Origin of the sequence: Chitinophaga sp., from assembly GCF_019236475.1 — a bacterium.
In the GTDB taxonomy this organism is placed as follows: domain Bacteria; phylum Bacteroidota; class Bacteroidia; order Chitinophagales; family Chitinophagaceae; genus Chitinophaga.
Genome location: NZ_JAFAIX010000006.1, coordinates 190,286 through 216,212, shown reverse-complemented (window position 1 = coordinate 216,212; position 25,927 = coordinate 190,286). Strand labels below are relative to the sequence as shown.

25 protein-coding genes are annotated in these 25,927 nt (G+C 44.7%); 6 read left to right on the top strand and 19 right to left on the bottom strand.

Annotation, left to right across the window (positions count from 1 at the left end; translation table 11 throughout):
• Positions 1-90: 90 nt before the first annotated feature.
• Complete coding sequence (locus tag JO154_RS10190; protein ID WP_291944680.1) at positions 91-1,227, bottom strand: FAD-dependent oxidoreductase; 1,137 nt, start codon at positions 1,225-1,227, stop codon at positions 91-93.
• Between the two features lie 12 nt (positions 1,228-1,239).
• Positions 1,240-2,040: a glucose 1-dehydrogenase gene (locus JO154_RS10185; protein WP_291944677.1), complete on the bottom strand. Its 801-nt coding sequence runs from the start codon at positions 2,038-2,040 to the stop codon at positions 1,240-1,242.
• Between the two features lie 87 nt (positions 2,041-2,127).
• Here JO154_RS10185 and JO154_RS10180 point away from each other — a divergent pair, with 87 nt between their 5' ends.
• Entirely contained in the window at positions 2,128-3,177 is a 1,050-nt protein-coding gene (locus JO154_RS10180) for an NAD(P)-dependent alcohol dehydrogenase (RefSeq protein WP_291944674.1), read from the top strand.
• 122 nt (positions 3,178-3,299) lie between these two features.
• Here JO154_RS10180 and ilvA read toward each other — a convergent pair whose 3' ends face one another.
• The 8 genes from ilvA to JO154_RS10140 form a co-directional block, all read right to left on the bottom strand.
• Positions 3,300-4,559 (bottom strand): threonine ammonia-lyase IlvA, encoded by a 1,260-nt coding sequence (gene ilvA / locus JO154_RS10175; protein WP_291944671.1) that lies wholly within the window; start codon positions 4,557-4,559, stop codon positions 3,300-3,302.
• Positions 4,560-4,618: 59 nt separating this feature from the next.
• Positions 4,619-5,662 (bottom strand): ketol-acid reductoisomerase, encoded by a 1,044-nt coding sequence (gene ilvC, locus JO154_RS10170; RefSeq protein WP_291944668.1) that lies wholly within the window; start codon positions 5,660-5,662, stop codon positions 4,619-4,621.
• A 77-nt stretch (positions 5,663-5,739) separates the two neighbouring features.
• On the bottom strand, positions 5,740-6,276 hold the full coding sequence (gene ilvN, locus JO154_RS10165) for an acetolactate synthase small subunit (protein WP_291944666.1): 537 nt from the start codon (positions 6,274-6,276) through the stop codon (positions 5,740-5,742).
• A gap of 49 nt (positions 6,277-6,325) precedes the next feature.
• Positions 6,326-8,077 (bottom strand): biosynthetic-type acetolactate synthase large subunit, encoded by a 1,752-nt coding sequence (gene ilvB, locus JO154_RS10160; RefSeq protein ID WP_366935581.1) that lies wholly within the window; start codon positions 8,075-8,077, stop codon positions 6,326-6,328.
• On the bottom strand, positions 8,043-9,722 hold the full coding sequence (gene ilvD / locus JO154_RS10155) for a dihydroxy-acid dehydratase (RefSeq protein ID WP_291944664.1): 1,680 nt from the start codon (positions 9,720-9,722) through the stop codon (positions 8,043-8,045). The genes ilvB and ilvD overlap by 35 nt, the downstream gene beginning before the upstream one ends.
• Before the next feature lie 312 nt (positions 9,723-10,034).
• Entirely contained in the window at positions 10,035-10,937 is a 903-nt protein-coding gene (locus tag JO154_RS10150; protein ID WP_291944663.1) for a branched-chain amino acid transaminase, read from the bottom strand.
• A 608-nt stretch (positions 10,938-11,545) separates the two neighbouring features.
• Positions 11,546-12,628, bottom strand: coding sequence for an aminoglycoside phosphotransferase family protein (locus JO154_RS10145; RefSeq protein WP_291944661.1), 1,083 nt, complete (start codon positions 12,626-12,628; stop codon positions 11,546-11,548).
• Positions 12,628-13,530 (bottom strand): sugar phosphate nucleotidyltransferase, encoded by a 903-nt coding sequence (locus JO154_RS10140; RefSeq protein ID WP_291944659.1) that lies wholly within the window; start codon positions 13,528-13,530, stop codon positions 12,628-12,630. Before JO154_RS10140 ends, JO154_RS10145 begins: the two co-directional genes overlap by 1 nt.
• Positions 13,531-13,661: 131 nt before the next feature.
• On the opposite strand from JO154_RS10140, the gene JO154_RS10135 reads away from it, so the two are divergent.
• The 3 genes from JO154_RS10135 (at position 13,662) to JO154_RS10125 (ending at position 16,792) form a co-directional block, all read left to right on the top strand.
• Positions 13,662-15,002 carry an alpha-L-fucosidase gene (locus JO154_RS10135; RefSeq protein WP_291944655.1) on the top strand — a complete coding sequence of 447 codons (1,341 nt, stop codon included), beginning with the start codon at positions 13,662-13,664 and terminating at the stop codon, positions 15,000-15,002.
• An 88-nt stretch (positions 15,003-15,090) separates the two neighbouring features.
• Positions 15,091-15,990, top strand: coding sequence for a 1-aminocyclopropane-1-carboxylate deaminase/D-cysteine desulfhydrase (locus tag JO154_RS10130; protein WP_291944652.1), 900 nt, complete (start codon positions 15,091-15,093; stop codon positions 15,988-15,990).
• Positions 15,991-16,057: 67 nt separating this feature from the next.
• Positions 16,058-16,792, top strand: a complete 735-nt coding sequence (locus tag JO154_RS10125) for a hypothetical protein (protein WP_291944649.1) — start codon at positions 16,058-16,060, stop codon at positions 16,790-16,792.
• Between the two features lie 79 nt (positions 16,793-16,871).
• On the opposite strand, the gene JO154_RS10120 is transcribed toward JO154_RS10125, so the two are convergent.
• The 5 genes from JO154_RS10120 to lipB form a co-directional block, all read right to left on the bottom strand.
• The gene (locus JO154_RS10120; RefSeq protein WP_291944646.1) at positions 16,872-17,249 is read right to left on the bottom strand and encodes a hypothetical protein; all 378 of its coding nucleotides are present in this window, start codon (positions 17,247-17,249) and stop codon (positions 16,872-16,874) included.
• A gap of 66 nt (positions 17,250-17,315) precedes the next feature.
• Positions 17,316-17,882, bottom strand: coding sequence for a DUF6169 family protein (locus tag JO154_RS10115; RefSeq protein WP_291944644.1), 567 nt, complete (start codon positions 17,880-17,882; stop codon positions 17,316-17,318).
• A 182-nt stretch (positions 17,883-18,064) separates the two neighbouring features.
• Positions 18,065-18,289, bottom strand: coding sequence for a hypothetical protein (locus tag JO154_RS10110; protein WP_291944642.1), 225 nt, complete (start codon positions 18,287-18,289; stop codon positions 18,065-18,067).
• A 60-nt stretch (positions 18,290-18,349) separates the two neighbouring features.
• On the bottom strand, positions 18,350-18,592 hold the full coding sequence (locus JO154_RS10105) for a hypothetical protein (RefSeq protein WP_291944640.1): 243 nt from the start codon (positions 18,590-18,592) through the stop codon (positions 18,350-18,352).
• A gap of 274 nt (positions 18,593-18,866) precedes the next feature.
• A complete protein-coding gene (gene lipB, locus JO154_RS10100; protein ID WP_291944635.1) occupies positions 18,867-19,565 on the bottom strand; it encodes a lipoyl(octanoyl) transferase LipB in 699 nt (232 codons plus the stop codon).
• Positions 19,566-19,624: 59 nt separating this feature from the next.
• Here lipB and JO154_RS10095 point away from each other — a divergent pair, with 59 nt between their 5' ends.
• Both JO154_RS10095 and JO154_RS10090 read left to right on the top strand, forming a co-directional pair.
• Complete coding sequence (locus JO154_RS10095) at positions 19,625-20,728, top strand: RluA family pseudouridine synthase (protein WP_291944628.1); 1,104 nt, start codon at positions 19,625-19,627, stop codon at positions 20,726-20,728.
• A 138-nt stretch (positions 20,729-20,866) separates the two neighbouring features.
• Positions 20,867-22,537 carry a gliding motility-associated C-terminal domain-containing protein gene (locus tag JO154_RS10090; RefSeq protein WP_291944625.1) on the top strand — a complete coding sequence of 557 codons (1,671 nt, stop codon included), beginning with the start codon at positions 20,867-20,869 and terminating at the stop codon, positions 22,535-22,537.
• On the opposite strand, the gene JO154_RS10085 is transcribed toward JO154_RS10090, so the two are convergent.
• The 4 genes from JO154_RS10085 to JO154_RS10070 form a co-directional block, all read right to left on the bottom strand.
• Positions 22,534-23,475, bottom strand: coding sequence for a hypothetical protein (locus JO154_RS10085; protein WP_291944622.1), 942 nt, complete (start codon positions 23,473-23,475; stop codon positions 22,534-22,536). The genes JO154_RS10090 and JO154_RS10085 overlap by 4 nt on opposite strands.
• Before the next feature lie 117 nt (positions 23,476-23,592).
• A complete protein-coding gene (locus JO154_RS10080; RefSeq protein ID WP_291944620.1) occupies positions 23,593-24,189 on the bottom strand; it encodes an anti-sigma factor in 597 nt (198 codons plus the stop codon).
• 269 nt (positions 24,190-24,458) lie between these two features.
• Positions 24,459-25,349, bottom strand: a complete 891-nt coding sequence (locus JO154_RS10075) for an anti-sigma factor (protein WP_291944617.1) — start codon at positions 25,347-25,349, stop codon at positions 24,459-24,461.
• Positions 25,350-25,354: 5 nt separating this feature from the next.
• Entirely contained in the window at positions 25,355-25,909 is a 555-nt protein-coding gene (locus tag JO154_RS10070) for a sigma-70 family RNA polymerase sigma factor (RefSeq protein ID WP_111590400.1), read from the bottom strand.
• Between the last annotated feature and the right edge of the window lie 18 nt (positions 25,910-25,927).

The window sequence follows — 25,927 nt, the reverse complement described above, 5'->3', positions numbered from 1 at the left end:
CCTGGCCGCTGGCCAGGGACGACAGACAGGAGAGTTTTGCCTTTTTCTTATTTGGATTTTTTTCAGTATTTGCTCATTACAAGTAGGGCATTATTGCATTGCCATATGGGCTAGTTGTGCTCCTACCTTTGATCCTATGGCAACGCCCATCCCTCCCATTCTTACGCCTAGTGTGATATTAGTGGAATGATTGCGGATGATGGGTTGTTTGGTTTTTCCGAAGGCCATAATGCCGGTCCATCTGTCGGCGATGGTGAAGGAGTGGTTAGGAAGAATAACCTTACGTAATAAGTTTTCTAGTTCATATTGAATGCGATCGTTGTAGGCGAAGCTGGTAGTGGATTCTCCGGCGAAATCCAATTGGCGGCCGCCTCCAAAGAGCACTCTACCTTCGAGTTCGCGGAAATAATAGAATCCTTCTTCAAAATGAAAAATTCCTTTGAAAGGGAGTCCTGGTATCGGATTGGTGATGAGCACTTGGCCGCGTCCCGGAACCGTGTCTCCCTGATCCTGCAACAACTCTTTTGTAAAAGCATTGGTACAAATGATGAGTTTCCGGGCGCTGAAGATTAGATCTTCCTGCAAGAGATGATGCGGCACAACCACATTTACGCTATGCTGCAAATCTTCCACTCTTGTAACCGTGGCGCCGGTTTTCACTTCAACGCCTAAACGAAATGCCAGGTCAATCAGGCTACGCATCATTTTCCCTGTATGTAATTCGCCTTCGTAATTATTGCTGACGATGGCTTTCACGGTATTTCGGTCGAATCCGAATTCGGGGAGTTTACTACTAGCGATTGAAAAAGCTTTCTGTGGGAAGAAGTGCCCTAGTAGGGAGTTCACTTGTTCTATTTTATCAAGTGCCCATTCATCGTGGGTGGTGATGAGTTCATAGCTACCATTTTCCGTATAGCCGATAGGGTTATCGCCCAGGCGTTGGCGGAGTAGTTGCAATCCTTCATACCGCATTTGGACCAACTGGAGCACGTCTGGCTCCGGCATGGTTTGCAGATCAGAGAGGATTTCCGTCAGACTACCGATACAGGCAAAGCCCGCATTTTTAGTACTGGCCCCAGTAGGCAATACTTCTCTTTCCAGTACCAGTACGCGGGCATTTTCATCCGCCTCTTTGATACTGATAGCGGCAGACAATCCTACAATTCCGCTGCCAACGATGATATAATCGTATTGTAGTAAGCTAGTTTTTTCCCAATAACTCAGCATCTCTCTAAAAATTTATACGGTACCAACAGAGCCGCCATCTACCCGAAATACGGCGCCAGTAATGAATGAAGCCTGTTCTGAAGCCAGGAAGGCAACGATGCCGGCTGTTTCCTCCATCTGACCTGCTCTACCCAATACTTGGTAAGGGCGATTTTCTTTCAGGAATGTACGGGTAGCCTCTTCCCTGGTTGTGTTTGCTTCTTTCGCTATTTTATCCAACATATCATCTAGCAATGGCGTACGGATAAAGGCCGGTGATACAGTGTTTACCAAAATATTATCCTTGCCATAAGCCATGGATAAGGTTTTGGAATAATTATTCAAAGCCGCTTTTGTAGCGTTATAATGTGCCATCATGCGATCTGGTTGAACTGCATTTTCTGAGGAGATATTGATGATGCGTCCGCCTTTTTCTTTCAGCATGACGGGAATCACGAGGTTGGTCAGCTCTACGACGCCAAAGAAATTGACTTCGAAGATATATCGCCACTGGCCTAGTGAGATTTCATTGATGGGCGCAATGGTATCAATGGTGCCGGCATTATTGACCAGGATATCTATACGTCCGTAGCGGTGCAAAGTAGCGGCCACTAGTTGTTCCAGATCCGACTTTATGGACATATCTGCTTGTACAGCGGTTACATCATAACCATCGAGGCGGAGCGTTGCAGCAGCGTCTTCCACCTCATCCGTATTCCTTGCGCTGATAATCACTTTAGCGCCTTCTTTCAGGAGCGCTTCTGCAATGGCTTTTCCAATTCCTTTGCTACCTCCTGTAACGATGGCTACTTTTCCTTTTAATTGCAGGTCCATATCGTAATATTTTGCATGATGAGTAATCGGGATACCAAAACCGTATTCAATCTACAAAATCCGTAGCTTAGTTAAAATTTTTTCCTCATGAACGCAACCCAAGCTTATGCGGCGCAAAGCGCCACCACTCCACTAGGCCCCTGGAGTTTCGAGAGGCGCCCAGTAGGTGCACATGATGTACGCATTGATATCCTTTACTGCGGCGTATGTCACTCCGATATCCACCAAGTACGAGACGAATGGGGAGGGTCTTTGTATCCAATGGTGCCCGGCCATGAAATTGTAGGCAGGATTACTGAAATCGGATCATCCGTAAAAAATTTCAAAGTAGGCGATCTCGCTGGCGTAGGCTGTTTCGTAGACTCTTGCAGGGAATGTCATCCTTGCAAAGCAGGAGAAGAACAGTATTGCGAAAAAGGCAATGCCGCCACTTACAACGGTACGGAGATGGATCGCAAAACGCCCACCTATGGCGGTTATTCCACCCAAATTGTAGTGGATGAAAAATACACCCTGCATGTGTCCGACAAATTACCCCTGGATGGCGTAGCGCCCTTGCTCTGTGCCGGTATTACCACTTACTCTCCGCTGCGTTACTGGAAAGTAGGCAAGGGACATAAAGTAGCGGTACTCGGTCTGGGTGGCCTAGGACATATGGCGGTAAAACTAGCGGCTTCTATGGGTGCAGAAGTAACGATGCTGAGTACCTCTCCTTCCAAAGAACAGGATGCCAGAAGACTTGGTGCACATCACTTTGCGCTGATCAAAGATGAGGAGCATATGAAAGCTTTGCGTAACCAATTTGATTTTCTCATCAACACCATATCTGCTCCACACGAATACAGTAAATACTTATCCCTGCTGAATCTGAATGGTGTAATGATCTGCCTCGGCGTACCGCCGGAAGCCTCTCAGGTGCCGGCTATTCAGCTTATCCTAGGACGTCGCAGCATAGCAGGTTCATTGATTGGTGGCATACGTGAAACCCAGGAAATGCTGGACTATTGCGCCGCTCACAATATTACTGCTGATGTAGAAGTGATTGACATCTCCAAGATAAATGAGTCTTATGAACGTATGATGAAGGGAGATGTGAAATACAGGTTTGTGATAGACATTGCCAGTTTGAAGAAATAGGCAGTAGTTATAACTAAAAAAGTAGCTGTATCAAAAAACCGGAATTGACTGCGTCAATTCCGGTTTTTTATTTTTTCGTGATGCCTGCCCGCTGGGCAGGGACGATAGTCAGGAGAATTTTGTTAAACGAGATAGCCGAACAGGTTATCATCTTTATTCAATTCTGTAAAATTCAGGTTGTACTTCCGGAAGTTGGCAATCAGCACATCATAGTCTTCTTTCCTTCCTAGTTCAATACCAATCAGTGCAGGACCGGATTCTTTGTTATGCTTCTGGATGTATTCGAAGCGGGTGATATCGTCATTTGGGCCCAGCATGTGATTCAGGAATTCTTTCAATGCACCTGGACGTTGTGCGAAACGTACAATAAAGTAATGTTTCAGTCCTTCGTAGAGCAGTGATCTCTCTTTGATTTCCTGCATGCGGTCGATATCGTTATTGCTACCGCTGATAACGCAGACTACTTTCTTCCCGCGGATTTCATCGGCAAAATCGTCCAGGGCCGCTATGGAGAGGGCGCCGGCAGGTTCTACAACGATGGCATCTTCATTATATAATTTCAGGATGGTGGAGCATACTTTCCCTTCGTTTACGAGGTGCATTTTCTCCAGTACTTCCTTGCAAATTTCGTAATTGAGTGTACCTACGCGTTTCACAGCAGCACCGTCTACGAATCTTTCGATTTCGTTGAGTGTAACAGGGCCGCCATTTTCCAGCGCGGTGAGCATAGAAGCAGCTCCTTCTGGTTCTACTCCGATGATACGGGTTTTAGGACTATACGTTTTGAAATAGGTACCAGTGCCGGCTGCCAAACCGCCGCCGCCTACTGGAACAAAGAGGAAATCAACCTGGGATTGATCCTCTAGAATCTCCACTGCTACGGTACCTTGTCCTTCAATAATTTTTGGGTTATCGAAAGGAGGAATGAAGGTCATGCCTGCTGCTTTCGTATATGCTTGTGCTTCTGCGGAACAATCGTCGAAAGTATCGCCGACTAAGCGAATTTCGATGTTCTCTCCGCCGAACATGCGCACTTGATTTACCTTTTGTTTGGGAGTGATAATCGGCATGAATACCACGCCTTTAATATTCATTGCTTTACATGCATAGGCAAAGCCCTGTGCATGGTTACCTGCGCTTGCACAGGTAACGCCTAATGCCAGCAAATCGGCAGGTAGGCTGCTAATCAGGTTATATGCCCCACGCAATTTATAAGATCGTACAATTTGCATATCCTCTCTTTTCAGATACACATCGCATTGATAACGTCTGGAGAGGGTTGCGGAGTAAGTGAGTGGAGTACGGTTAACAACTGGTTTCAGTTTTACCGCCGCATCCAGTATGTTGAGTGAGCTGACGCCCGTGGTAGTATTGGTGGACATAAAAAGAAAAAATTTGAAATAACAGGCTGCAAGGCAGCCCTGCAGCCTGTTATAGTATATTACGCATTAGGGCGCAGCTTGCGAACAGCCGCACCTGCTTGCCACATTTCGCTTTCGCGCAGTTCTTTCAGTTCTTCGTTCAGTTTCTCGCGGTAATCCGGAGTACTGTTGGAAGCGATTGAACGTGCAGCTTCTTTACCAGCAGCAACGCTAGCATACAGTTCGTCGAATACAGGCTGAGTAGCATCTTTAAACTTCTTCCACCAGTCGAGCGCACCGCGCTGAGCAGTAGTAGAGCAGTTAGCATACATCCAGTCCATACCATTTTCTGCTACCAATGGCATCAGCGATTGAGTCAGTTCTTCTACTGTTTCGTTGAAAGCTTCAGAAGGAGAGTGACCGTTTCTGCGCAGGGTTTCGTACTGAGCAGCGAAGATACCCTGGATACAACCCATCAGGGAACCGCGTTCGCCAGTCAGATCGGAGAATACTTCTTTTTTGAAGTCAGTTTCGAACAGGTAGCCAGAACCAACGCCGATACCCAGTGCCACAACGCGTTCTTTAGCGCGACCAGTAGCATCTTGGAAGATAGCGTAGCTAGAGTTCAGACCTTGACCAGCCAGGAACAGACGACGCAGGGAAGTACCGGAGCCTTTAGGAGCTACCAGGATAACATCCACGTCAGCAGGAGGAACGATACCTGTTTGATCTTTATAAGTGATACCAAAACCGTGAGAGAAGTACAGTGCTTTTCCAGGTGTCAGGTGTTTTTGCAGAGTAGGCCACAGGGTAATCTGACCAGCATCAGAGAGCAGGAACTGAATAATAGTACCTTTAGCAGCTGCTTCTTCAATGTCAAACAGTGTTTCGCCTGGTACCCAGCCGTCAGCAACAGCTTTATCCCAAGTTGCAGAGTTTTTACGTTGACCAACGATAACGTTAAAGCCGTTATCTTTCAGGTTCAGTGCCTGGCCTGGGCCTTGTACACCATAACCGATAACTGCAATCACTTCGTTTTTCAGCACTTCCCTAGCTTTTTCCATAGGGAATTCTTCTCTGGTTACTACTTGTTCGAGTACGCCGCCAAAATTGATGGTTGCCATGTTGTTTTCTTTTTTGCATTTGGCCCGTGTAGTACACGAAGCCAGGTGTGAATTGTGAATGAATAAGATGTCTAAGATTAATAGCTGGCTACGGATTTATCCAGTTCTTTCAGATGTTCATGGAAACGACGACTCCACTTGACAATCGCTACGCGCCCGCTTTTAGTATATTCTATCAGCCCATATGGTTCCAGCTTCTTGATAAAATCAACCAGCTCTTGCTGATGGCCTGTTTTTTCTATTACGAAATAGTCGCCGGTAATAGTGAGAATACGTGCATTATTCTCGCGAATCAGCTTCTCCACATCTCCGGCAGTATGTAATGCCTTGGTAGAGATTTTATAGAGAGCCAGCTCCTGGTATACCACCTCGTCTTCCTCATGTACAAATGCACGGTGAATCTCAATCAGCCGCTCAATCTGTCCGACTACCTTGTCCAGCAGTTCGCGTGTAGACATTACCGTTATAACAAACTTGTACACACCAGGAATCTCTGTTTCAGCAGTGGTAAGACTGGTGATATTGATGCCCCTGCGGGTAAAGATGATGGTGATACGGTTGGTGATACCTATACGATCCTCCGTATATACCGTGACTGTATATTCTTTTTGCATAAGTCCTGTTGTGAATTACTGATAAACAATACGCGTGAATGCTGCGGTACTACTCTAAGCGAATAGAGGAGACCGGAGCTCCTGCAGGTACCATAGGGAATACGTTATCTTCTTTTTCCACCACAATTTCCAGCAGGTATGCGCCTGGTGTAGCGAGCATTTCGTCGATTGCTGATGACAGGTCTTCCCTTGCTGATACTTTCTTACCGGGGATAAAGAATCCTTTGGCAATCTGTACAAAATCAGGATTAGTCATTTCAGTGGAGGAATAGCGTTTGTCAAAAAACAGTTGCTGCCATTGTCTTACCATTCCCAGGAAGTTGTTGTTCAGGATGACCATTTTCACACCAATCTGTGATTGGTAAATAGTTCCCAGTTCCTGTAATGTCATTTGGAAGCAGCCATCGCCAATTACGGCTACGACCTCTTTCTCTGGAGCGCCCATTTTTGCGCCCATAGCGGCAGGTACAGAGAAGCCCATTGTACCCATACCACCGGAGGTAATGTTAGTATTTGGATTTTTAAAACGGTAGTAGCGAGACGCGATCATTTGGTGTTGGCCCACGTCCGTCACCAGGATGGCTTCACCCTTTGTTTTCTCGGAGATCAGTCGTACCGCTTCTGCCATTTTTATTTCACCCGTCTCTGGATAGAGTTCGCGGTGCTGCACTTTATCGTATTCTTTTTTGTGACCAACTTCGAACTCCTTTAGCCATTCGTCGTGGCGAGCAGGCATGATCAGCTTGTTCAGTGCTTCCAGCGCTGTTTTCGCATCTGCATGAATAGCTACATCTGCACGGATGATTTTATTGATCTCAGCGGCATCGATTTCGATATGGATTACTTTCGCTTGTTTAACGAAAGTATTCACGTCGCCGGTTACACGGTCGTCGAAGCGCATACCTACTGCAATCACGAGATCACATTCGCAAGTGAGCATGTTGGGTGCATAGTTCCCGTGCATACCCAGGAGACCGCCGTACAGCGGATGATCCACTGGTACAGCAGATAATCCGAGCAGTGTAGAAGCAACAGGGATCTGCGCTTTCTCTGCCAGTTCGAGGAGTTGATTTTCAGCGCCAGCAATCAATACGCCATGACCACAGAAGATATATGGTTTCTTAGCGCTATTGATCAGTGCAGCCGCTGCTGTTACCGCCTCATTATCCAGTTCTGGGATAGGCTGATAACTGCGGATGAACTCACATTTTTTGTATTCGAATTCACATTTGCCTACCTGTGCATTCTTGGTAATATCCACCAACACAGGGCCTGGACGGCCACTGCGGGCAATGTAGAATGCTTTGGCAATAGCAGCAGGAATATCTTCCTGTTTTGTGACTTGTATATTCCATTTAGTGATAGGCATGGTAATACCAATCACGTCTGTTTCCTGAAAAGCGTCAGTACCTAAGAGAGAAGCAGCCACCTGACCAGTGATGCAAACCATAGGTGTACTGTCCATATAAGCATCTGCCAGACCTGTTACCAGGTTGGTAGCGCCTGGGCCGGAGGTAGCAAAAGCTACGCCCACCTTGCCGGAGCTGCGCGCATAACCTTGAGCGGCATGCGTCGCACCCTGTTCATGCCTTACAAGTATATGATGCACTTGATCCTGAAAATCGTACAGGGCGTCATAGATTGGCATAATAGCACCACCAGGATAACCGAAGATCGTTTCAACGCCTTCTGCTACGAGGGAACGCATCAGCGCTTCTGCGCCGGTGATTACAGGTTTAACGTCTAACCGCTTATCGGCTTCTTTCTCAGCCTTCATCGGTAACACATCCTTCTGTTGCATTTTTTACAAGTTTTGCGTACTTAAATAAAATTCCATTGGATGCTTTCAATGCAGGTTGTACCCATTTAGCACGACGAGCTGCCAGCTCTTCATCGCTCACTTCTACATTGATGATATTGTTCACTGCATCTATTTCGATAATATCGTTGTCTTGAACGAGGGCAATATTTCCGCCTTCAAAAGCTTCTGGCGTGATATGTCCTACTACGAATCCGTGTGTACCACCGGAGAAGCGGCCATCGGTGATCAGTGCCACGCTTTTGCCTAATCCTACACCCATGATAGCGGAAGTAGGTTTCAGCATTTCAGGCATACCTGGCGCACCTTTAGGGCCTACTTGGCGGATCACCACTACGTCCCCTTTTTGCACACGACCTGACTGGATACCAGCGATGAGTTCAAACTCACCATCGAATACGCGGGCAGGGCCTTTAAAGCGTTCGCCTTCTTTACCAGTGATTTTAGCAACAGAGCCTTGTGTAGCGAGATTGCCGTATAATATCTGGATATGTCCGTTTGCTTTCAATGGTTTTTCCAGCGGAACGATAATATCCTGTTTTTCGAAGTCAATATTTGGTACGGACTCCAAATTTTCTGCGATTGTTTTACCGGTTACTGTCATGCAGTTTCCGTGTAGGCGTCCCTGTTGTAGCAGGTATTTCATCACTAATGGTACACCTCCGATATTGTGGAGGTCTTCCATCAGGTATTTACCACTAGGCTTCAGGTCAGCGATCAGTGGAGTGGCGTCGCTGATGCGTTGGAAATCTGCTAAAGTTAACTGTACCCCAACAGATTTAGCGATCGCGATGAGATGCAGTACTGCATTGGTACTACCACCCAGTGCGATGATGACAGTGACTGCATTTTCAAATGCTTCTTTTGTCATGATATCGCGGGGTTTAATATCTTTTTCTAAGAGCAGACGGATATATTTACCAGCATCTTCACATTCTTTCTTTTTCTCCGGGCTCAAAGCGGGGTTGGATGAGCTGTAAGGCAAGCTCATACCGAGTGCTTCTGCAGCAGAAGACATCGTATTGGCAGTGTACATACCACCACAAGCGCCAGCGCCTGGGCAAGCATTGTGTACGATACCTTTGAAGTCTTCATCTGCAATGGTACCAGCCATTTTCTGGCCTAGTGCTTCGAAAGCAGAGATGATATTGAGGTCTTGACCTTTCCATTTTCCGGGAGCGATAGTACCGCCGTACACCATGATAGACGGGCGATTGAGGCGACCCATTGCCATGAGTGAACCAGGCATATTTTTATCGCAGCCAGGTACGGTGATCACCGCATCATAGTATTGTGCACCCACAACAGTTTCAATAGAATCAGCAATCAGATCGCGGCTGACGAGAGAATAGCGCATACCTTCCGTACCGTTGCTAATACCGTCGCTGACGCCGATAGTGTGGAAGTTAAGTCCGACCAGATCATTTGCCCAGACGGCTTTTTTAACATCCTTAGCGAGGTCGTTGAGGTGCATATTGCAGGTATTGCCATCATAGCCCATGCTCACCACGCCTACCTGTGCTTTTTTCAGATCTTCGTCTGTCAGACCAATCCCGTGCAACATAGCTTGTGCGGCTGGTTGCGTAGGATCTTGCGTGATCGTTTTGCTGTACTTGTTCAATTCCATTGCTGTGAGTTATTATAGTTCAGATTACCAATGGTTTATAGTAACCCTATTTTAAAAGTTGGTTTAAAATTAGCCGGTGGGGATTTGATATTCAAACTAAGAATTCATTTTAAACCGGTCTTCAAATTTGGCTTCATCGCCCGAAAACCCTTTACAGTTGAGGGTTTTTACTTTTTCGTTTTACAGTCTTCAAAAAAATCAGAAGGCATTAAGCATGAAGTATAAAGCTAATTACATTGACTGAAGTCGAGTTGCTGTTACGCATTTCATAATAACTCCGGAGGCTTCATACTCAATGCCTTTTGAAATATTTTATGCCAGTTGCGGTGTACGTTCGAATGCTGTTTCCAGTACTCTTGCTTTATAAGCCTGTTGTAGCACTTTACCGAGAGATGCTGCCCATGGTTTGCCGAATGCCTGACCATCCAGGGATTCGAGACCGATTACCTCAGCAGCGGTACCACAGAACCATGCAGCATCTGCTTGTTTGAGTTCATCGATAGTGAAGAGTTTTTCTTCCAATGGGATATTCAATTCTTGGCAAAGTTCAATAACGGTGGCACGGGTGATACCAGGGAGGATAGAGCCAGGAGGGGGAGTGAATACTTTACCGTCTTTTTCGAAGAATACGTTGGCACCTGGTCCTTCTGCAACGTAACCTTGCTGATCCAGCAGCAGTCCTTCATCGTAGCCTTTTTCTTTGGCTTCCTGCGAGGCGAGTATGGAGTTTACATAAAGGCCTGCCGACTTAGATTCGATCTTGAAAGCTTTCGGATTTGGACGTTCGAAGGAGGAAGTCATTACTCTGAGTAGTTTTTCACCAAGGTAAGCGCCCCATTCCCATGCGCAGATCAAGATGTGGCTTTCTGCTGCGGCTTTGAGTGTCATGTTTGGCGGGCAGAACACCAATGGTCTGATGTATGCTTCTTCCATGTTGTTCATCTCCAGCATCTTGTAGGTAGCTTCGATCAGTTCTTCATTTGTCCACTTGAAAGGGATATGGATTAATTCGCAAGAGCGACGGAGCCTGTCGTAGTGTTCTTTTGCTTTGAAGATTTTAACTTCTCCGTTTGCGGTTTTGTAGGCGCGGATGCCTTCAAAAACAGCGTATCCGTAGTGGAGAGATTGTCCATACAGGTCAGTAGTAGAAGCAGATGCTTTGCGGAATTCACCGTCGAGATAAATAATGGTGTTGTCGTTGTAATAGCTATACATAAAATTGAAATTATTAACAGTCAATAGTGGTCAAAAAAAAAGCCTTCCTCTTTGCGGAGGAAGGCGTATCTCAGTGTGTTATATGCACGTGTACCTATCCCCCATACTGGTGGCTAATAATGACAACGACAATAATCACGACCTTTGTGATCGCCCAGTTCAACTGAGGAACAATGTGATTAAGTTTTATATTGTCTTTATATTCCCACATGGAGGATTGTGATATTTTTTTCTATCGATACAAAAGTATTCGTGAAAAAAATAAAAAACAATAAGGCGCTAAATTTTTCGTCAAAAATTAATTGCTATAAGGGATTTTGAAAATATTCAAAAATCAATGCGGTTAGTTAGGGGTTTTCTAAACAAATTGCAATTTTAATAGTGAGATGACAGTGTGGATTTTGTGTAGAAATGACCATTTTTTGCTTTTCAGCGGATTTTTGTCGGAATAAAAAACGGTCGCGTTGCGACCGTTTTTTATTCCGATGCGGCATATGTTCCCCCGCGATGCGGGGGAACATATACATTAAGGGAAACATTTCATTGAAATAAGGAGGCCGTTTCCAGCGGAAACGGCCTCCAATAGCTTCATTTCTTTTGTTCACTTTCTAAACCTGTTCACTGACACGCAGGCATTTATTAATTATTTCCTGCAAAACATCTTGTTTTTCGATCAATCGCTGAAGTAATGTCAGTTGATTTTTAGCACGATCAAAATTATGAGTTGGGTACTTGATTGGGTAATAGACATCCCCGTTCAGATAATCTGTGAGGAATCGTATTCCCTGCATGTAGATCATGAACTTTCCTGCGAAGAACAGTTGTTCTTTTTCCACTTTGGTAAGTGTACCGCCAATTTCTCCGAGATATCCCTGCATTAATGCTTCGAAATACTCTTCGCGGATAACGACTTGCGTGAAGTCTTTCTCTTCTTCAGACACAGGGCAGACGTAAGTTCTCACCATGTCGCCGAGATCAGAGATGATTTTTCCCGGCATCAGCGTATCCAGGTCGCACACACATATACCTTCGAAAGTATCCTTATTGAGTAATACGTTATTGATTTTGGTATCGTGGTGCATCAGATGGTCCCTGAATTCCGGGTTTGTCTTCAACTGCTCATACGTCACTGCGATATCGGAGTAGCGGAGGAATTCATCAATCATCCCTTCTGCAGCATTTCTTCTTTCTTCTGAAGCATGACGTATAGCTTCCTGGAAGGCGGCATAACGCAGCGTAAGATTGTGGAAATTTGGAATAGAAGCTTTAAACGGTTTCAGATCGATCCCCGAAAGGTAATTGGCCATGCGTCCAAATTGTTTGGCAGCTTCAAAAGCCTGCTTTGGGTTATCTGCCTGATCCACTGTTACAGAATCCGCAATAAAGGGAATCATACGCCAGTATTCGTTGTCGATCACAAACAGCTCATCTCCGCTAACAGTGGGAATGGGCGTGATAAACAGATACCCCGGATGATGTATTGCCAGATAATCAGCTGCCATTCTTTGATTGGAGGCTATAATACCTGGTTCCTTGAATACGTTTACATTGATTTTCTGTAAAACATATTTACTGCCATCCTCTTTCTTTTCCAGCAGAAAAGTGTTGTTGATATGTCCTGATCCGAATCGTCGGACATTCAATCCTTCAGGCTCAAGTCCGAAAGCCTGAAGGATTTGCTTGTTGGGCATTATTTCCATAAATTGTTGGGATATGCTCCTTGGGCTACCAGCTCCGACAGGCTAGCCTGTACGCCCGGTGCATCTTCTTTGTAGGTAACACCGAACCACTGAGAACTGGTAGGCAGCACTTTCACTTTCCCTTTGCCACGACGAATAAATTCATCGGCTACGATCGGAATGAAAAACTCTGCCTTTGGATTGCTGATATTCTTATCCAGGAACTCATTAAACAGATCCTGGCTCAGCGCGAACACACTAGGATCAAAACCCCAGAAGTTCATGGACACAGGTGTTTGCGCTCCCAGCGGGTGTTTGCTACCATCGCCGTTTTCGTAAACAATCTGTCCGTTATCTGTATAAATTTTTGTACGCTCATTGATTTCAGACAGGAATCCAGCACCATCTACTGCGCAAACGCCGCGAGATACAGAACCATGCTCACTGATGGTTTTGCCCAGCTCATAACCTACTACGCTGTAGATATCAGTTTTAGACTCCCCATTCAGGAATGCTGCCATTTTTACAAAGGCATCCGCACCATAGAAATCATCTGCATTGATTACCGCAAATGGCTCGTTGATGGCGTTTTTAGCACAGAGAATCGCATGTGCAGTACCCCAAGGCTTAGTTCTGTCTGCAGGTACCTCGTGATTTCCCACAAATGCATCCATTTCCTGATATACATAATCAGTTGCCACACGCCCTTTCAGCTTAGGCTCAAATATTTCTTTAAATTCCTGCGCAAAATTCTCGCGGATGATAAATACTATTTTACCAAATCCTGCGCGTATTGCATCATAAATAGAGTAGTCAATAATGGTTTCTCCACTGGGGCCAAATTGCTGGATTTGCTTCAAACTGCCGTATCGACTGGCCATACCGGCCGCCAAAATCAAAAGAGTCGGTTGCATTTGTTTGTTTTAGATTTATAATTTTCAATTATTTACCTGAAATAATCGGCGCTAAATTTAATCAATACTTACTATTTTCACACTTCTTTTTGTGTTTAGCACTTATTTCAAAGACTAATTTAAACGGAACGATGAGAAGACTGATCCTGCTGGGTGCCTGTGCCTTTCAGCTATTTTCAAGCGCAAACGCGCAACAGAAAACAAATCCCACCGAAATTAAAGACAAAATGCAGTGGTTCGCCGATGCCAAATTGGGCATTTTTATCCACTGGGGCATTTATTCTGTAAAAGGCGTGGACGAATCCTGGTCATTCCACAACAAGAAAATTTCTTATCCTGATTATATGGCTCAGCTAAAAGGATTTACCGCTGATAAATATAATCCACAGGAATGGGCGGACCTCATCAAGGAATCCGGCGCCAGATACGCAGTGATGACCACCAAACACCATGACGGTGTAGCCCTGTGGGACAGTAAATTAAGTAAACTTGATGTAGCTAACAGCACACCGGCAAAAAGAGACGTTCTGACGCCCTTCTACGCCGCATTGCGCCGCGATAGCATCAAATGTGGTGCCTATTTTTCGCTAATCGACTGGTCTAACAGTAATTATCCGCAGTTCCTGAAAGACAGCAACCGCTACGATATTAAAAAAGATCCAGCTAGATGGCAGAAATTCCAAACCTTCTATGAAGGCCAGATGGCAGAAGTGATGAATAATTTCAACCCCGATCTGTGGTGGTTTGATGGCGATTGGGAACACTCTGCGGAAGAATGGGAAGCAGAGAAAATGCGTAAAATGCTCACCACCCATAATCCGAATACCATCATTAATGGCCGTCTGCAAGGGTATGGCGACTATGACACCCCTGAGCAGAACTTCCCAGTTACCCGCCCTCATTACCACTGGTGGGAACTGTGTATGACCATCAACAATAACTGGGGATGGCAACCACAAGACACTAACTGGAAAACGCCTTTCGAAATCATTACCATCTTCGTAGATGCCGTGAGCAATGGCGGGAACCTCCTGCTGGACATCGGACCTAAAGCCGATGGTACCATCCCTGCGGAACAAGTACATGTGCTCAAAGAACTGGGCGCCTGGAACAAGAAAAACGGAGAAGCTATCTTCAATACCATTGGAGGTATTCCGCAAGGCCACTTCTATGGCCCTACTACCCTTTCCAAGGATTCAAGTACCCTTTACCTCTTCCTGCCTGGTAAAACCAGCGGTCAGGTAGCCATTAAAGGTCTGAGCAATAAAATTGAAGATATCAGCGTAGTTGGTAATGGGACTAAACTACAACACAAAGTTGTAGGCAAAATCTCCTGGAGCCCTGTACCAGGACTGGTTTACATCGATGTTCCTGAATCCGTTCAAGATAAATATGTAACCGTTCTGAAAGTTAAACTGGACAAACCAGTGAAACTTTACCGTGGTAAAGGAGGTTTCTTGACCAACGAATAACCGATCTCTTTTTCCAATAGCGGGGCGCAAAGGTATCTTTTTTTACCATTGCGCCCTTTCTTATTTCGTATACTGTACCTTCGCCCCCATGGCTGATTATAACAATATTACCCTGGATCCCGTTTGTCCTTCCTGGCTTCCGGAGGGGATGAACGCATCCATGCTCCGACTGGATAAGCTGGATCCGGTCATTTCCGGCAATAAATGGTTTAAGCTAAAATATAACCTGAAAGAGGCCAGGGAAGCGGGTTATCAGACCATCATTACCTTTGGAGGCGCCTGGTCTAATCATATTGCTGCCACCGCACAGGCTTGCAGGGAAAATGGATTGTCGTGTATCGGTATAATACGGGGAGACGAAATTCACTCCAACACCAATACCACCCTACGTCATGCCGCCGCAAACGGCATGCAGCTCAGGTTTGTGAGTCGCGCTCAATACAGCGCCATGCAGCAATCCGGGCATCCTGAACTGGAAAAGCTCCGCCAGGAGGGCTTTGTCATTCCAGAGGGAGGCCATAATGCCGCCGGAGCAAGGGGCTGTGAGGAAATCCTTTCCCTCTTTCCGATGGAGGAGTATACACATATCCTCGTTGCCGCTGGCACCGGCACCACCGCAGCAGGACTCATCAACGCTGCCGGAGCTGCTCAGGAAGTACTAGCCATAGCGGTTTTGAAAGGGGCCGGCTTCCTGGAGAAAGAAATCCAAGCCCTGCTTTCACCATATCATCGCTCCACTTGGAAATTGCTCACCGACTTTCATCAAGGAGGTTATGGCAAAATAAACCGGGAACTGATAGCGTTCATGAATCAATTCTATCTTCAAACCGGCATACCTACCGACATCATCTATACGGGCAAATTGGTCATGGCATTTCACCAGCTACTGGAGCAACAATACTTCCCGGCGAACAGCAAAGTACTGCTGATTCATACGGGCGGGCTACAGGGCAACCAGTCACAGCAGGAAGGAATACTGGCATTTTAAAAACTGTTCGTTATATTTGGCAGGTAGTGTATTTTTGCCAACTTTAAGAGATAGGATTATTATTAGTATGAAGCAGATCGTGCAATTTTCTATTGCTATAGGAATTTTATTAATAACCACCCTCAGCGTAAGCGCGCAGAACCAGGAACCAGAAAACCCACCGGTATTACCGCAATTTAATGCGATCATTAAAACCGGGAAGATTTCACTGGAATGGCTTTCCGGCTTCCGAGATGTGAAGGAGATTGGCGTACAGCGCTCTCTGGATAGTGTGATCAACTTTAACACAATCGGTTATGTAAATAACCCTAATGAAACACGCAATAACTTCCAGGATAATAAACCATTGCCTGGTACTAACTATTACCGCTTTTTCATTCTCTTCAACAGCGGTCGTTTTTTCTACAGTAAAACGATACTGGCAGTGAGCGACAGCACCATTCGCGCCGATATGAAACTGCAATATGCAGATATCAAAGACGCGGCTCGTGGCCTTCGCGGGAAAGAACAGGAAAACAAGGAGCCAGAGCGCGTGGTTTGGCACCCTTCTAACTTCGTGTACACCACTGCGGACGGTAATGTGAACATCAAATTGCCAGATGCCGAAAGGAAACGCTACAGCGTTAAATTCTTCGAATCTAATGGCGCATATCTCTTCGATATAGAACATGTAAAGTTCCCTTCTCTTATCTTGGAGAAAGCGATTTTCTTACATGCAGGTTGGTTCAACTTTGAATTATTTGAAGATGGGAAACTGAAAGAGAAATGGAATTTCTTTATTCCGCTGAATTATAAAATGTAAGGTAACAACATACTTTTTCAATAAAAAGGACTGGAAATATCCAGTCCTTTTTATTGAATACTGCTCTAAAAAATCTGCATTAGACTGGTAATGCCAGTTTTAAATGTGGATTCACATATAGCCTGCCTGTTCTAAAAATACTTCTTACAACAGTATTTGAATCGATAATACCATATTCTAATTTATCATCACCAGTGACCCGCCATCCAAGGGCTTGCAATTCTCTCCTAATTCCCTTACCAAACCTTTCAGCAATTACACAAAAAGAAATGATAGCTTCTTCAACTGCTTTTTCGGCATCATTTTCCTCTATTGCTATTGTCTCAAAACCTAAGAGTGGAATGTTTACGGATAGATTACCGCAATCATTCCTTCTAGTCCAAATGGGTATACGGACTGATATGAAAGTGGTTTTCCCTTCATTCTTAGTGATTATAATCGTCGCCTCGGTAGTCATTGCTATATCAAGGTTTAATTGTTAATAGTCATTGCCCGACCAGGCAGTGGCTGGCTTTTTTATGCTTTAATTTGTACTGAAGGAGTCATAATCCGGTGGGAACATATTTTCTTCTTGTACGATACAATCCATGACTGGTTTGAAATCATCCTGGAAGCATCTATCTATATTCTGTTGAAATGCATCCATTATATAATAATGTTGAGGATGACTCACTCTTATAATCATGGAAGCATAAAATCCATGTTGATGATAACGATAGGTACTATCATACTTAACAACTTTATTACGAAATGGTAAGCACCATCGCTGGAAAAGCTTGTGTCTAGCGGCGGCTAGCCCATCGGAAGTATCACAAATAAACAAAATTGGGATATTGGGATTTTCGTCAACGTATTTGGTGAGAATAAATCGAATTGTTGATCCTACCATACGATCCATATGATTACAACTTTTACCTCTTACAGCAGGTGGTTCACGTGTTATTGTCAACATTACTGTATTAATTATATTTTCACGATAATCCAAAAGCTGAAAATCCTCAAAACCAACTTTGTAATAGACGAGAGAATTTGTACAAAAGGATAATTTATTTCCTTCCCTAATAACTTCGTAAATCTTTGGAGCAGTCATGAATATTAGATTTATTCAATGGGTCAAAAATCGGGATTCGTCCTGGCGGGAAAGGGATTCTCCTCGATGCTCATTAAGATCTACTTGCAGGTAAGAAACCTTAGATTTAACAGTTGTCCGTGAAACAGACAACTGTTAAAAATTTAATGCTGGGCTTAACTCTTTCCAAAAAGCAATTGTTACTAACAATCCCATTTTGCAACGATATCTTCCGCACAATCATAACCATCAGATTGAATAAAACTCACATCAGCAAACTTGATATCTGTTAATTCCTCCCATGGTATTCCATTTTCGCTTGCATGAATAAGTCTTCTCTGATCCCAGATCATTTGATGGATAGGATGCATTTCCTCTCTTGGCCGTGGCAATGGCATCGGCGCTGGTCTTTGTTTTACATGCTCCATGTTCTTTTAATTTTTAAAATTTGAAAATGATTGTTGCTAACCCTTGCGAAGATTTGCTCTTCATTGACCTGTATTTACACCATGTCTAATGATTACGCGTATACGCTCATCTTCCTCTTTCTTTTTCTTCTTCTTACTTTTCGCTTTCTCAATAGTCATTTTGATATCTGACAATTTCTCTAGTGGAATGCCATTCTTCAAAGCATGCGCAATTCTCTTTCGATCCAAAATTAACTGGTGAATTGGAGGCATCTCCTCTCTCGGCCGCGGTAACGGCATGGGTTTGGGTTTAACGTCTTTCATAACTAAAAACAGGTTTTTCTACATCTAAATAACAGTTATTTTATGGAAGAATTCGTTAATAACATGTTAATAACTAATATCTATAAAATTGATTTTAAATTGATTATATCATTATCAGGATGATAATTTGCAAATTATTATGACCACAAAAAACTGTATTAAAAAAGGCGAAATTGACGACTGTGTCGTCAATTTCGCCTTTTTATTTTTTTCGTCGTCCCCGCCCGCTGGGCGGGGACGACAGGCAGGAGAGTTTTGCCCAATATTTAATAAACTAAATCATTTCGGCATCAAACACTTCACTAAAATGCTTCACCAGCTTAGCTTTCACTTCTTCTACATCCACATCCCGACCTACCTCTTTATTCAAGGCTGCTACCTGTTTATCCGCAATACCACATGGAATAATATTCCCGAAGTAAGATAAAGGCGTATTCACATTCAATGCAAAGCCATGCATGGTCACCCAGCGGCTACATCTCACTCCCATCGCGCAGATTTTACGTGCCTGTGCTTTATTGTGAGGGTCCAGCCAGACGCCGGTTTCCCCCTGAGAGCGATCTCCTATAACTCCGTATTCGCCGATAGTACGGATAATGACTTCTTCCAGGAAACGTAAGTATTTGCCAAGGTCGGTAAAGAAATTTTCGAGGTCTAAAATGGGATAACCCACTATCTGGCCAGGACCATGAAAGGTAATATCCCCTCCGCGATTGGTGTTCACAAAGCCAATGCTCTTCTCTTCCAATTGTTCTTCAGACAACAACAGGTTTTCCAGGTGTCCGCTTTTACCCAATGTATACACAGGCGGATGCTCACAGAAAAGCAGGTAGTTGGTGGTAGGCTTAGGACGAATATCGCCAGCCGCCGCTTTCAACTGTACATTTTGCTTCAAAAGACTTTCCTGATAGTCCCAGGCTTGCTGATAATCAATCCTTCCAAGATCCTTTACTACAATCTGTTGTTTACTCATTGTTTTTGCACCTGGCATTTAGCCCGCAAAGATACGTACCTTTGCAAAAATTTGATCTAATGGCTGAAGAATTGCTGGAACTGGAAGATGAGCTGGAAAACGGTGATGGCAGCGAGGAATTATATGAAAAAATCAATATGGTTGTAGATAAAGGTCAAGAGCCTGTCCGTATTGATAAATTCCTCACCGCACGTATTGAAGGCGCCACCCGCAATAAAATACAACAAGCCCTCGATGGGGAAATGGTACTGGTAAACGACAAACCAGTAAAATCCAACTATAAAATCCGCCCGTTGGACCGGATTCTCGTGTACTCCAACAAAAACCCGGAAAGCACAGAAGTCCTGCCAGAAGAACTACCGCTGAATATCGTTTATGAAGATGAGGATGTCATGATCATCGATAAACCCGCTGGCATGGTAGTACATCCTGGCTGTGGCAACTATACAGGTACCCTCGTAAACGGCCTCTCCTGGTATCTTGGAGATAAAACCCAAGCTACGGAACCGGCTATTCCTAGATTCGGATTAGTACATCGTATCGATAAAAATACGAGCGGACTCCTCGTGGTGGCTAAGTCTGATAAAGCCATGAACGACCTGGCCAAACAGTTTTTTGACCACACCGTTCATCGTCGTTATATCGCATTGGTATGGGGAGATTTTAAAGAAGATGAAGGCACTATCGTTGCCCACGTGGGCCGCCATCAACGCTTCCGTAAAATCATGGACGCATACCCAGATGGCGAATACGGAAAAGAAGCCATCACCCATTACCGTGTATTGGAACGCTTTAATTATGTGACCATGGTGGAATGCCGACTGGAAACTGGTCGTACTCACCAAATTAGGGTCCATATGCAGCATATTGGCCACTCCCTCTTTAATGATGATACCTATGGCGGTAATCGCATCGTTAAAGGCACCATTTTCGCCAAATACAAGCAGTTTGTGGAAAACTGCTTCGAAATCATGCCAAGGCATGCCCTCCATGCCCAACAACTGGGTTTCATTCACCCACGCACCCGCAAACAAATGTATTTCGAAAGCCAACTCCCTACTGACTTCACCACCGTGCTGGAGAAATGGAAACGCTATGTTGCCGCTCGCCCACTAGAAGAAAAAATCACTCCCAATCAAAAATGGGATGATGATGCACAATAATAAAGTTAGTCGCTCCGCATCCCCGCGGGGCGACGTTTTTAGCAATCCAACCTATTAAATATTTGTTTCTTCATATTATTTACTCTCTTCACATTATTTTTTTACATAATTTAGTAGGCAGTTACCATGTCACCACACATGAGAAGCCTATACATGTTCGTCCGTTCTAACTATCTCCGTTACATGCCCCTAATGTTGGTCATGCTACTGGTATGTCCGCTCCTGCTCCAAGCACAGTCGTTTACTTTTTCTTCCACCTGTGTGAATGATAGCGTCTACTTCGCTATAAAAAACACGACCGGAATAGACTCCGTTAAATGGCATTTTGGAGACCCTGGCAGCGCAGATAAGGATTCATCTGCCAGCATCAAAAAAGCATATCATATTTATACCACTACAGGTACTTATACGGTTTCGCTGACTACCTGGACAAACGGTATATCCCAAACCGCTACCCAACCGATCACGATCGTTACACCAATAGTGTATAATTTGGGGCCACAGGACGTAACCCTTTGCCAAGGCGGCAGCATGGTCCTGCAGGGACCTATCATTCCGGGGGCCAGTTATCTCTGGCAAGACAGCTCTACACAATCTTCTATCATCGCTGATACCAGCGCTACCTATAAACTGAAAATCAATGGCTGCCTGATACCAGATTCTGTGAATGTTTTCTTCACTCCTGTTCCTAAGATAAATCTGGGGCCAGATCTGGTGCTTTGTACCAATGAAAATATTCAACTGGATGCCACCGCACAAAACTGTACCTATCTCTGGAACACAGGAAATACAGAGCCCGTGCAGGATGTACGCACCTCTGGTACCTATTCAGTAACCGTACATCCGGCAGGATGCCCAGATATGTTCTTTAGTAAGAAGGTCACATTTACAGGTCCGGAGTATCCGTTCTCGTTAGGACCAGATACTTTGCTATGTCCGGGAGAATCTGTGACGCTCGCGCCTAAAGTGCCCGAAGCCACGGCCTGGCTATGGAGTACAGGTTCAACGGCTCCTTCCGTGACTATTAGTTCAGAAGGGAATGTTTGGGCCTTGGTAGAAATCAATCATACTTGCAGCGTAGTAGACACCATTTTTGTGAACTACAATAGACTCCGTAAAATAAACCTGGGCAATGATACCACGCTTTGCCAGGGTAATTTCCTGGTGCTGACAGCCGATTTCGGGAATGGTATCTACACCTGGCAGGATAATTCTGACCAGGCCACTTACTACGTCACTAAGCCTGGCAATTACTATGTACATGCACAGATCGGAAGATGCGAGTCTTCCGATACTATACACGTTTCCTATGTAGATTCCCTGAAAGCCAATCTAGGCATGGATACGGTCTTATGTCGCGGTACGCCGTATATGCTGTATCCACGCGGTGCAGGTGGCAATTTTAAATGGCAAGACAGCACCAGTGTGCCGGTATTTACGGTGACTAAACCTGGTGTGTACAGTGTTAGCGGATATAATGAATGTGGGAAGACGGTAGACTCAGTGGTGGTAAAGTATACAGAATGTACCTGTACGGTTTTCTTTCCAAATGCCTTTACACCCAATGGCGACGGCCGAAATGATTATTTCCGGCCGGTATATCGATGTCCGGTGACCAGTTTCCAGATGAGCATTTACAACCGTTGGGGTGAAAGAATGTTCTATTCCACCGATCCGCAAGTGGGATGGCGAGGCACCTACAAAGGAGAGCCTGTACCGATTGGGACTTACGTATATGTTGTTGATTATGTAGACAACGATACGCGAAAGCCAGTTCATGTAACCGGGGCAGTAACGGTTGTCTACTAATTACTACTCGTAAAATTTTGGAATTGGGCGATAAAAGCCGCCGTTTCTCTCTTTTTGAAGGCCACATTCCAGGTACCGGCGTAAGTAACCAGGGAAGGAATGAGGAGGTCGTTGAATTTAGTCATTTGTACATTCATCTGTACATTGAAGTCGAATAGGAAGGTTTTATAAGAGAGTGCATATTTTCTCCCTACGATCTCGAAATTATCTTTATTGAACCAGGTGATCAGCTCATCGATAACAATCTCTCCCCTATCCATCCGACCTAGATCGGGTTTTGCTTTAGCGGTGAAAACATAGCAGGGAATACCGTTGACATAATTTTCAGAGCGGATAGAGAAATCATAATACCGCATCACATCGGAATTGAAGATAGCCACCTTAGCTCCTACAATAGGTACGCCACGCACGGGTTTTCCAGGATTAAAGATCAGTTGTTTCAACTGGGCTTTATGTTTGGCCAGGGAGCCATTGGAACGTTCAGGCGCATTGCCGCTTTCATCTACACAAACTGTTCCTTTGGTAAAAAACAGGTTGGCATATAATTCTGCTGTATAATAATTGTAATTGCCTTTTCTGTCGTAGAAATCGCCGGTTACTTTTTCGTCTGTTACTTGCATGGTACGGCATCTTCCTTTCATTTGCTGAGTGGTCGTGCTTTTCAGGGACGCTTCCACTTGGCCTTTCTTATCATAGATGCGAATGTCGTTATCACCGGTAAACCCAACGATATGGAGATTTTTGAATGCTCTGTAGAAAGTAGTATCCTCTTCCACGCGCTTAATAAAGCTGTTTACATCGAATCCGATTTTCTTGGCGGCAACGGTGAATTCATCCAAGTTGATGGTCATTCCTTTATAGTGGGCAGTATCCTGGGCCTGGAGGCCATTTATGCAGAGGCATATTATAACGGTGACGAGTATACTTTTCAAACGCATAGACATACCGCAAGTTAATGAAATAGAAGAAGTAACAAAATGAAAGCTGGTAAAAGCGCGGAAAAGCGCCTCTACCAGCTTTCTTGGATGATGTGGAAATCATCTTATTTATTGATCTCAGCCTGGGATTTTCCCGGCTACATACATTTGTTCTAGTGTTGGTTGTAATGCGCCACCTTTCTGTTCGAGGGTAACGGCAAACATTTGTACTTTGTCTGTAATCTTCATTTTCTGGAGGAGTTTGGCGGTATCGCCCATTTCGAAGACGCCCATATCTACTGGTTTGCCGTCTACGATCGCCCAGAGTTGGTATTGTTTGTTGGCCGCAGGTTCTGGGATGTTGTTAACCTTCAGGTACACCTGTTTGTTCTGGGTATTCCAGAATACCGTAGCTACCGCGTCAGGCGAGAGTTTGGTACCTGGCATTTTCACTTTCATCACAGCAGGGTCTTGCATGATATCCAGTGATTGTTCCAGTTGTTCGATGCGGGCTTTGTTGGCTGATTGGATGGAGTTTTGGGATACCAACAGTGCCTGGTATTTATCTTTATACTCGCGGAATTCTTTCCAGCGGTTAAAGAAAAAATAGTTTAACACTAGGCTGACAACCAGCAACAGGAAAGCGATAGCGGCGATGGATTTCCAGGATGTGCCTTTCGTTTCTTCCATAGGCTTCGCCAGGGAATCGGTTGGGGTGAAATTGCGTGTCTCCATTTACGGAATTGTTTTAGTTTATAGATTTGGTTTTAAAGCGACAGGATAGCTATACCAGTAATGGTTACTGGGGCCATGACAAATCTGATGGGGATGCATTTGCACATGGGGACAGCAGTAACATTAATACATGACGGATATACTAATATTCACACAAAACAACAGCAAGGCTGTACAATCAATAAAAACAGTATCTGATAAATGGCTAAATGTGGGGTATATGATAGTAGTAGGGAGACACGTAGTACACTAACATTCAACGGTATCCACTACTTGAATTTTGCGGTTTGAAAGATCTCCGCATCATTGGGGCTTGCCGCATCACTTTTCGGTTCTAGGGTAATGACAAAGCCTTTAGGATTTTCTATTACTCTTTTCATATGTTGGAGTTTGCCGGTATTGAATTTACTGATTTCCGGCATTCCGGCGTCTTGTAACTGATGGTCTGTTACGGACCAAATATGAAATTGTTTGTTGTCGGGAGGGGTAGGTAGTTGCCAGTTGATGAAATAGATTTCTCTGGAGTTTTTATCCCAACCGAGAGAGGCGGCGCCGCTTTCGTGGCGGCCATATCCGGAGGTTTTCACCCAGATCACAGCGGGATCATGCAGCAAAGTTTCATCGGATTCATTTTCACGGAAACTGGCGGTTTGATTGGATTGTTGTGATTTATCCGCATCAATTTTCTGTTGTGCCGCAATGAGGCGCTGGTATTTTCCTTTATAGTCAGAAGAATCTTTAAAGAAAAAGAGGTTAAGACCTACGCTGATGGCGAGGATCAGGAGGATGGCAGCGGCCATCATTTTCCAGATTTGGTCTTTATTTTTTTTTTTCGAGATGGGCATCGTGGCCAGGGTGGAGGGAGCGGGTGCCATTACTGGAGGGAGGTTTAGTCTCAGCTCTTCAGGGAGCAGGGCTTCGCCTTCCGGGGTAGATTCGTTATGGATCATATCCAGCAACTGTTTTTTCAAAGAGGGAGGAGGGGTTACGGCATAACTGGTAACGAAGTCTTCCAATTGATGTTGCAGATTATTGACCACTTGACGAACCTCCGGATATTGCAAAACTATGGCTTCTACTTCCGAATGTTCTTCATCTGGAAGCAGACCATACACATAGCTTTCCAACACTCCTGAGGATATGTAACGGTTTATGTCCACGCGGTTTACAATTGTTGTTTTAAAAGGCCACGCAATTGCATAATGGCATTGCGCATCCTGGTTTTCACGGTTCCTAAAGGTATGTCAAGTACTTTTGCTATTTCTTCCTGGGTGCAGCCTTTGAAATAGGCCAGGTCAATGATGATTCTCTGTTCTTTTTGGAGCAATTCCACTGCCTTGCTAAGGCCGAGGTGATCTACTTGGAGGTGTACCGCCATTTGGGGTTCATACATCAAAGCATGGTTATTAACGTCTGTGATTTTCTGCTCCAGTTTATATGCTTTGGACCGCAAACTATCGATGGCGGTATTTCTTGCTATATTCAGCATCCAGGTAAAAAGACGGCCCTTAGAGGCATCGTATTTGTCAATACTTCGCCAGATCTTTACAAATACCTCCTGCAGGACATCGCCGGCAGTAGTTTCATCAGTAATGACCTTAAGGGCCACACCATATAGTGCAGGGGAATAATGATCGTACAAATAGCTGAATATTTTTTCGTCCCTGGCTTTCAGGCCCTGAACCAGTTCAGCTTCAGTGTATGTAAACGTAGCGCCCAAGAGGATATGGATGTTAAT

Bases quoted from the DNA above. Each gene is read 5' to 3' on its own strand.
- JO154_RS10130 (WP_291944652.1), top strand. From the start codon at position 15,091: ATGGCTGATTATAACAATATTACCCTGGATCCCGTTTGTCCTTCCTGG.
- JO154_RS10140 (WP_291944659.1), bottom strand. From the start codon at position 13,530: ATGCAACCGACTCTTTTGATTTTGGCGGCCGGTATGGCCAGTCGATAC.
- JO154_RS10110 (WP_291944642.1), bottom strand. From the start codon at position 18,289: ATGGAGCATGTAAAACAAAGACCAGCGCCGATGCCATTGCCACGGCCA.
- JO154_RS10120 (WP_291944646.1), bottom strand. From the start codon at position 17,249: ATGACTACCGAGGCGACGATTATAATCACTAAGAATGAAGGGAAAACC.
- JO154_RS10145 (WP_291944661.1), bottom strand. From the start codon at position 12,628: ATGCCCAACAAGCAAATCCTTCAGGCTTTCGGACTTGAGCCTGAAGGA.
- lipB (WP_291944635.1), bottom strand. From the start codon at position 19,565: ATGAGTAAACAACAGATTGTAGTAAAGGATCTTGGAAGGATTGATTAT.
- JO154_RS10115 (WP_291944644.1), bottom strand. From the start codon at position 17,882: ATGACTGCTCCAAAGATTTACGAAGTTATTAGGGAAGGAAATAAATTA.
- JO154_RS10125 (WP_291944649.1), top strand. From the start codon at position 16,058: ATGAAGCAGATCGTGCAATTTTCTATTGCTATAGGAATTTTATTAATA.
- ilvD (WP_291944664.1), bottom strand. From the start codon at position 9,722: ATGGAATTGAACAAGTACAGCAAAACGATCACGCAAGATCCTACGCAA.
- ilvB (WP_366935581.1), bottom strand. From the start codon at position 8,077: ATGCAACAGAAGGATGTGTTACCGATGAAGGCTGAGAAAGAAGCCGAT.
- JO154_RS10185 (WP_291944677.1), bottom strand. From the start codon at position 2,040: ATGGACCTGCAATTAAAAGGAAAAGTAGCCATCGTTACAGGAGGTAGC.
- JO154_RS10135 (WP_291944655.1), top strand. From the start codon at position 13,662: ATGAGAAGACTGATCCTGCTGGGTGCCTGTGCCTTTCAGCTATTTTCA.
- JO154_RS10150 (WP_291944663.1), bottom strand. From the start codon at position 10,937: ATGTATAGCTATTACAACGACAACACCATTATTTATCTCGACGGTGAA.
- ilvC (WP_291944668.1), bottom strand. From the start codon at position 5,662: ATGGCAACCATCAATTTTGGCGGCGTACTCGAACAAGTAGTAACCAGA.
- ilvN (WP_291944666.1), bottom strand. From the start codon at position 6,276: ATGCAAAAAGAATATACAGTCACGGTATATACGGAGGATCGTATAGGT.
- JO154_RS10105 (WP_291944640.1), bottom strand. From the start codon at position 18,592: ATGAAAGACGTTAAACCCAAACCCATGCCGTTACCGCGGCCGAGAGAG.
- ilvA (WP_291944671.1), bottom strand. From the start codon at position 4,559: ATGTCCACCAATACTACCACGGGCGTCAGCTCACTCAACATACTGGAT.
- JO154_RS10085 (WP_291944622.1), bottom strand. From the start codon at position 23,475: ATGCGTTTGAAAAGTATACTCGTCACCGTTATAATATGCCTCTGCATA.
- JO154_RS10095 (WP_291944628.1), top strand. From the start codon at position 19,625: ATGGCTGAAGAATTGCTGGAACTGGAAGATGAGCTGGAAAACGGTGAT.
- JO154_RS10090 (WP_291944625.1), top strand. From the start codon at position 20,867: ATGAGAAGCCTATACATGTTCGTCCGTTCTAACTATCTCCGTTACATG.
- JO154_RS10180 (WP_291944674.1), top strand. From the start codon at position 2,128: ATGAACGCAACCCAAGCTTATGCGGCGCAAAGCGCCACCACTCCACTA.
- JO154_RS10190 (WP_291944680.1), bottom strand. From the start codon at position 1,227: ATGCTGAGTTATTGGGAAAAAACTAGCTTACTACAATACGATTATATC.
- JO154_RS10080 (WP_291944620.1), bottom strand. From the start codon at position 24,189: ATGGAGACACGCAATTTCACCCCAACCGATTCCCTGGCGAAGCCTATG.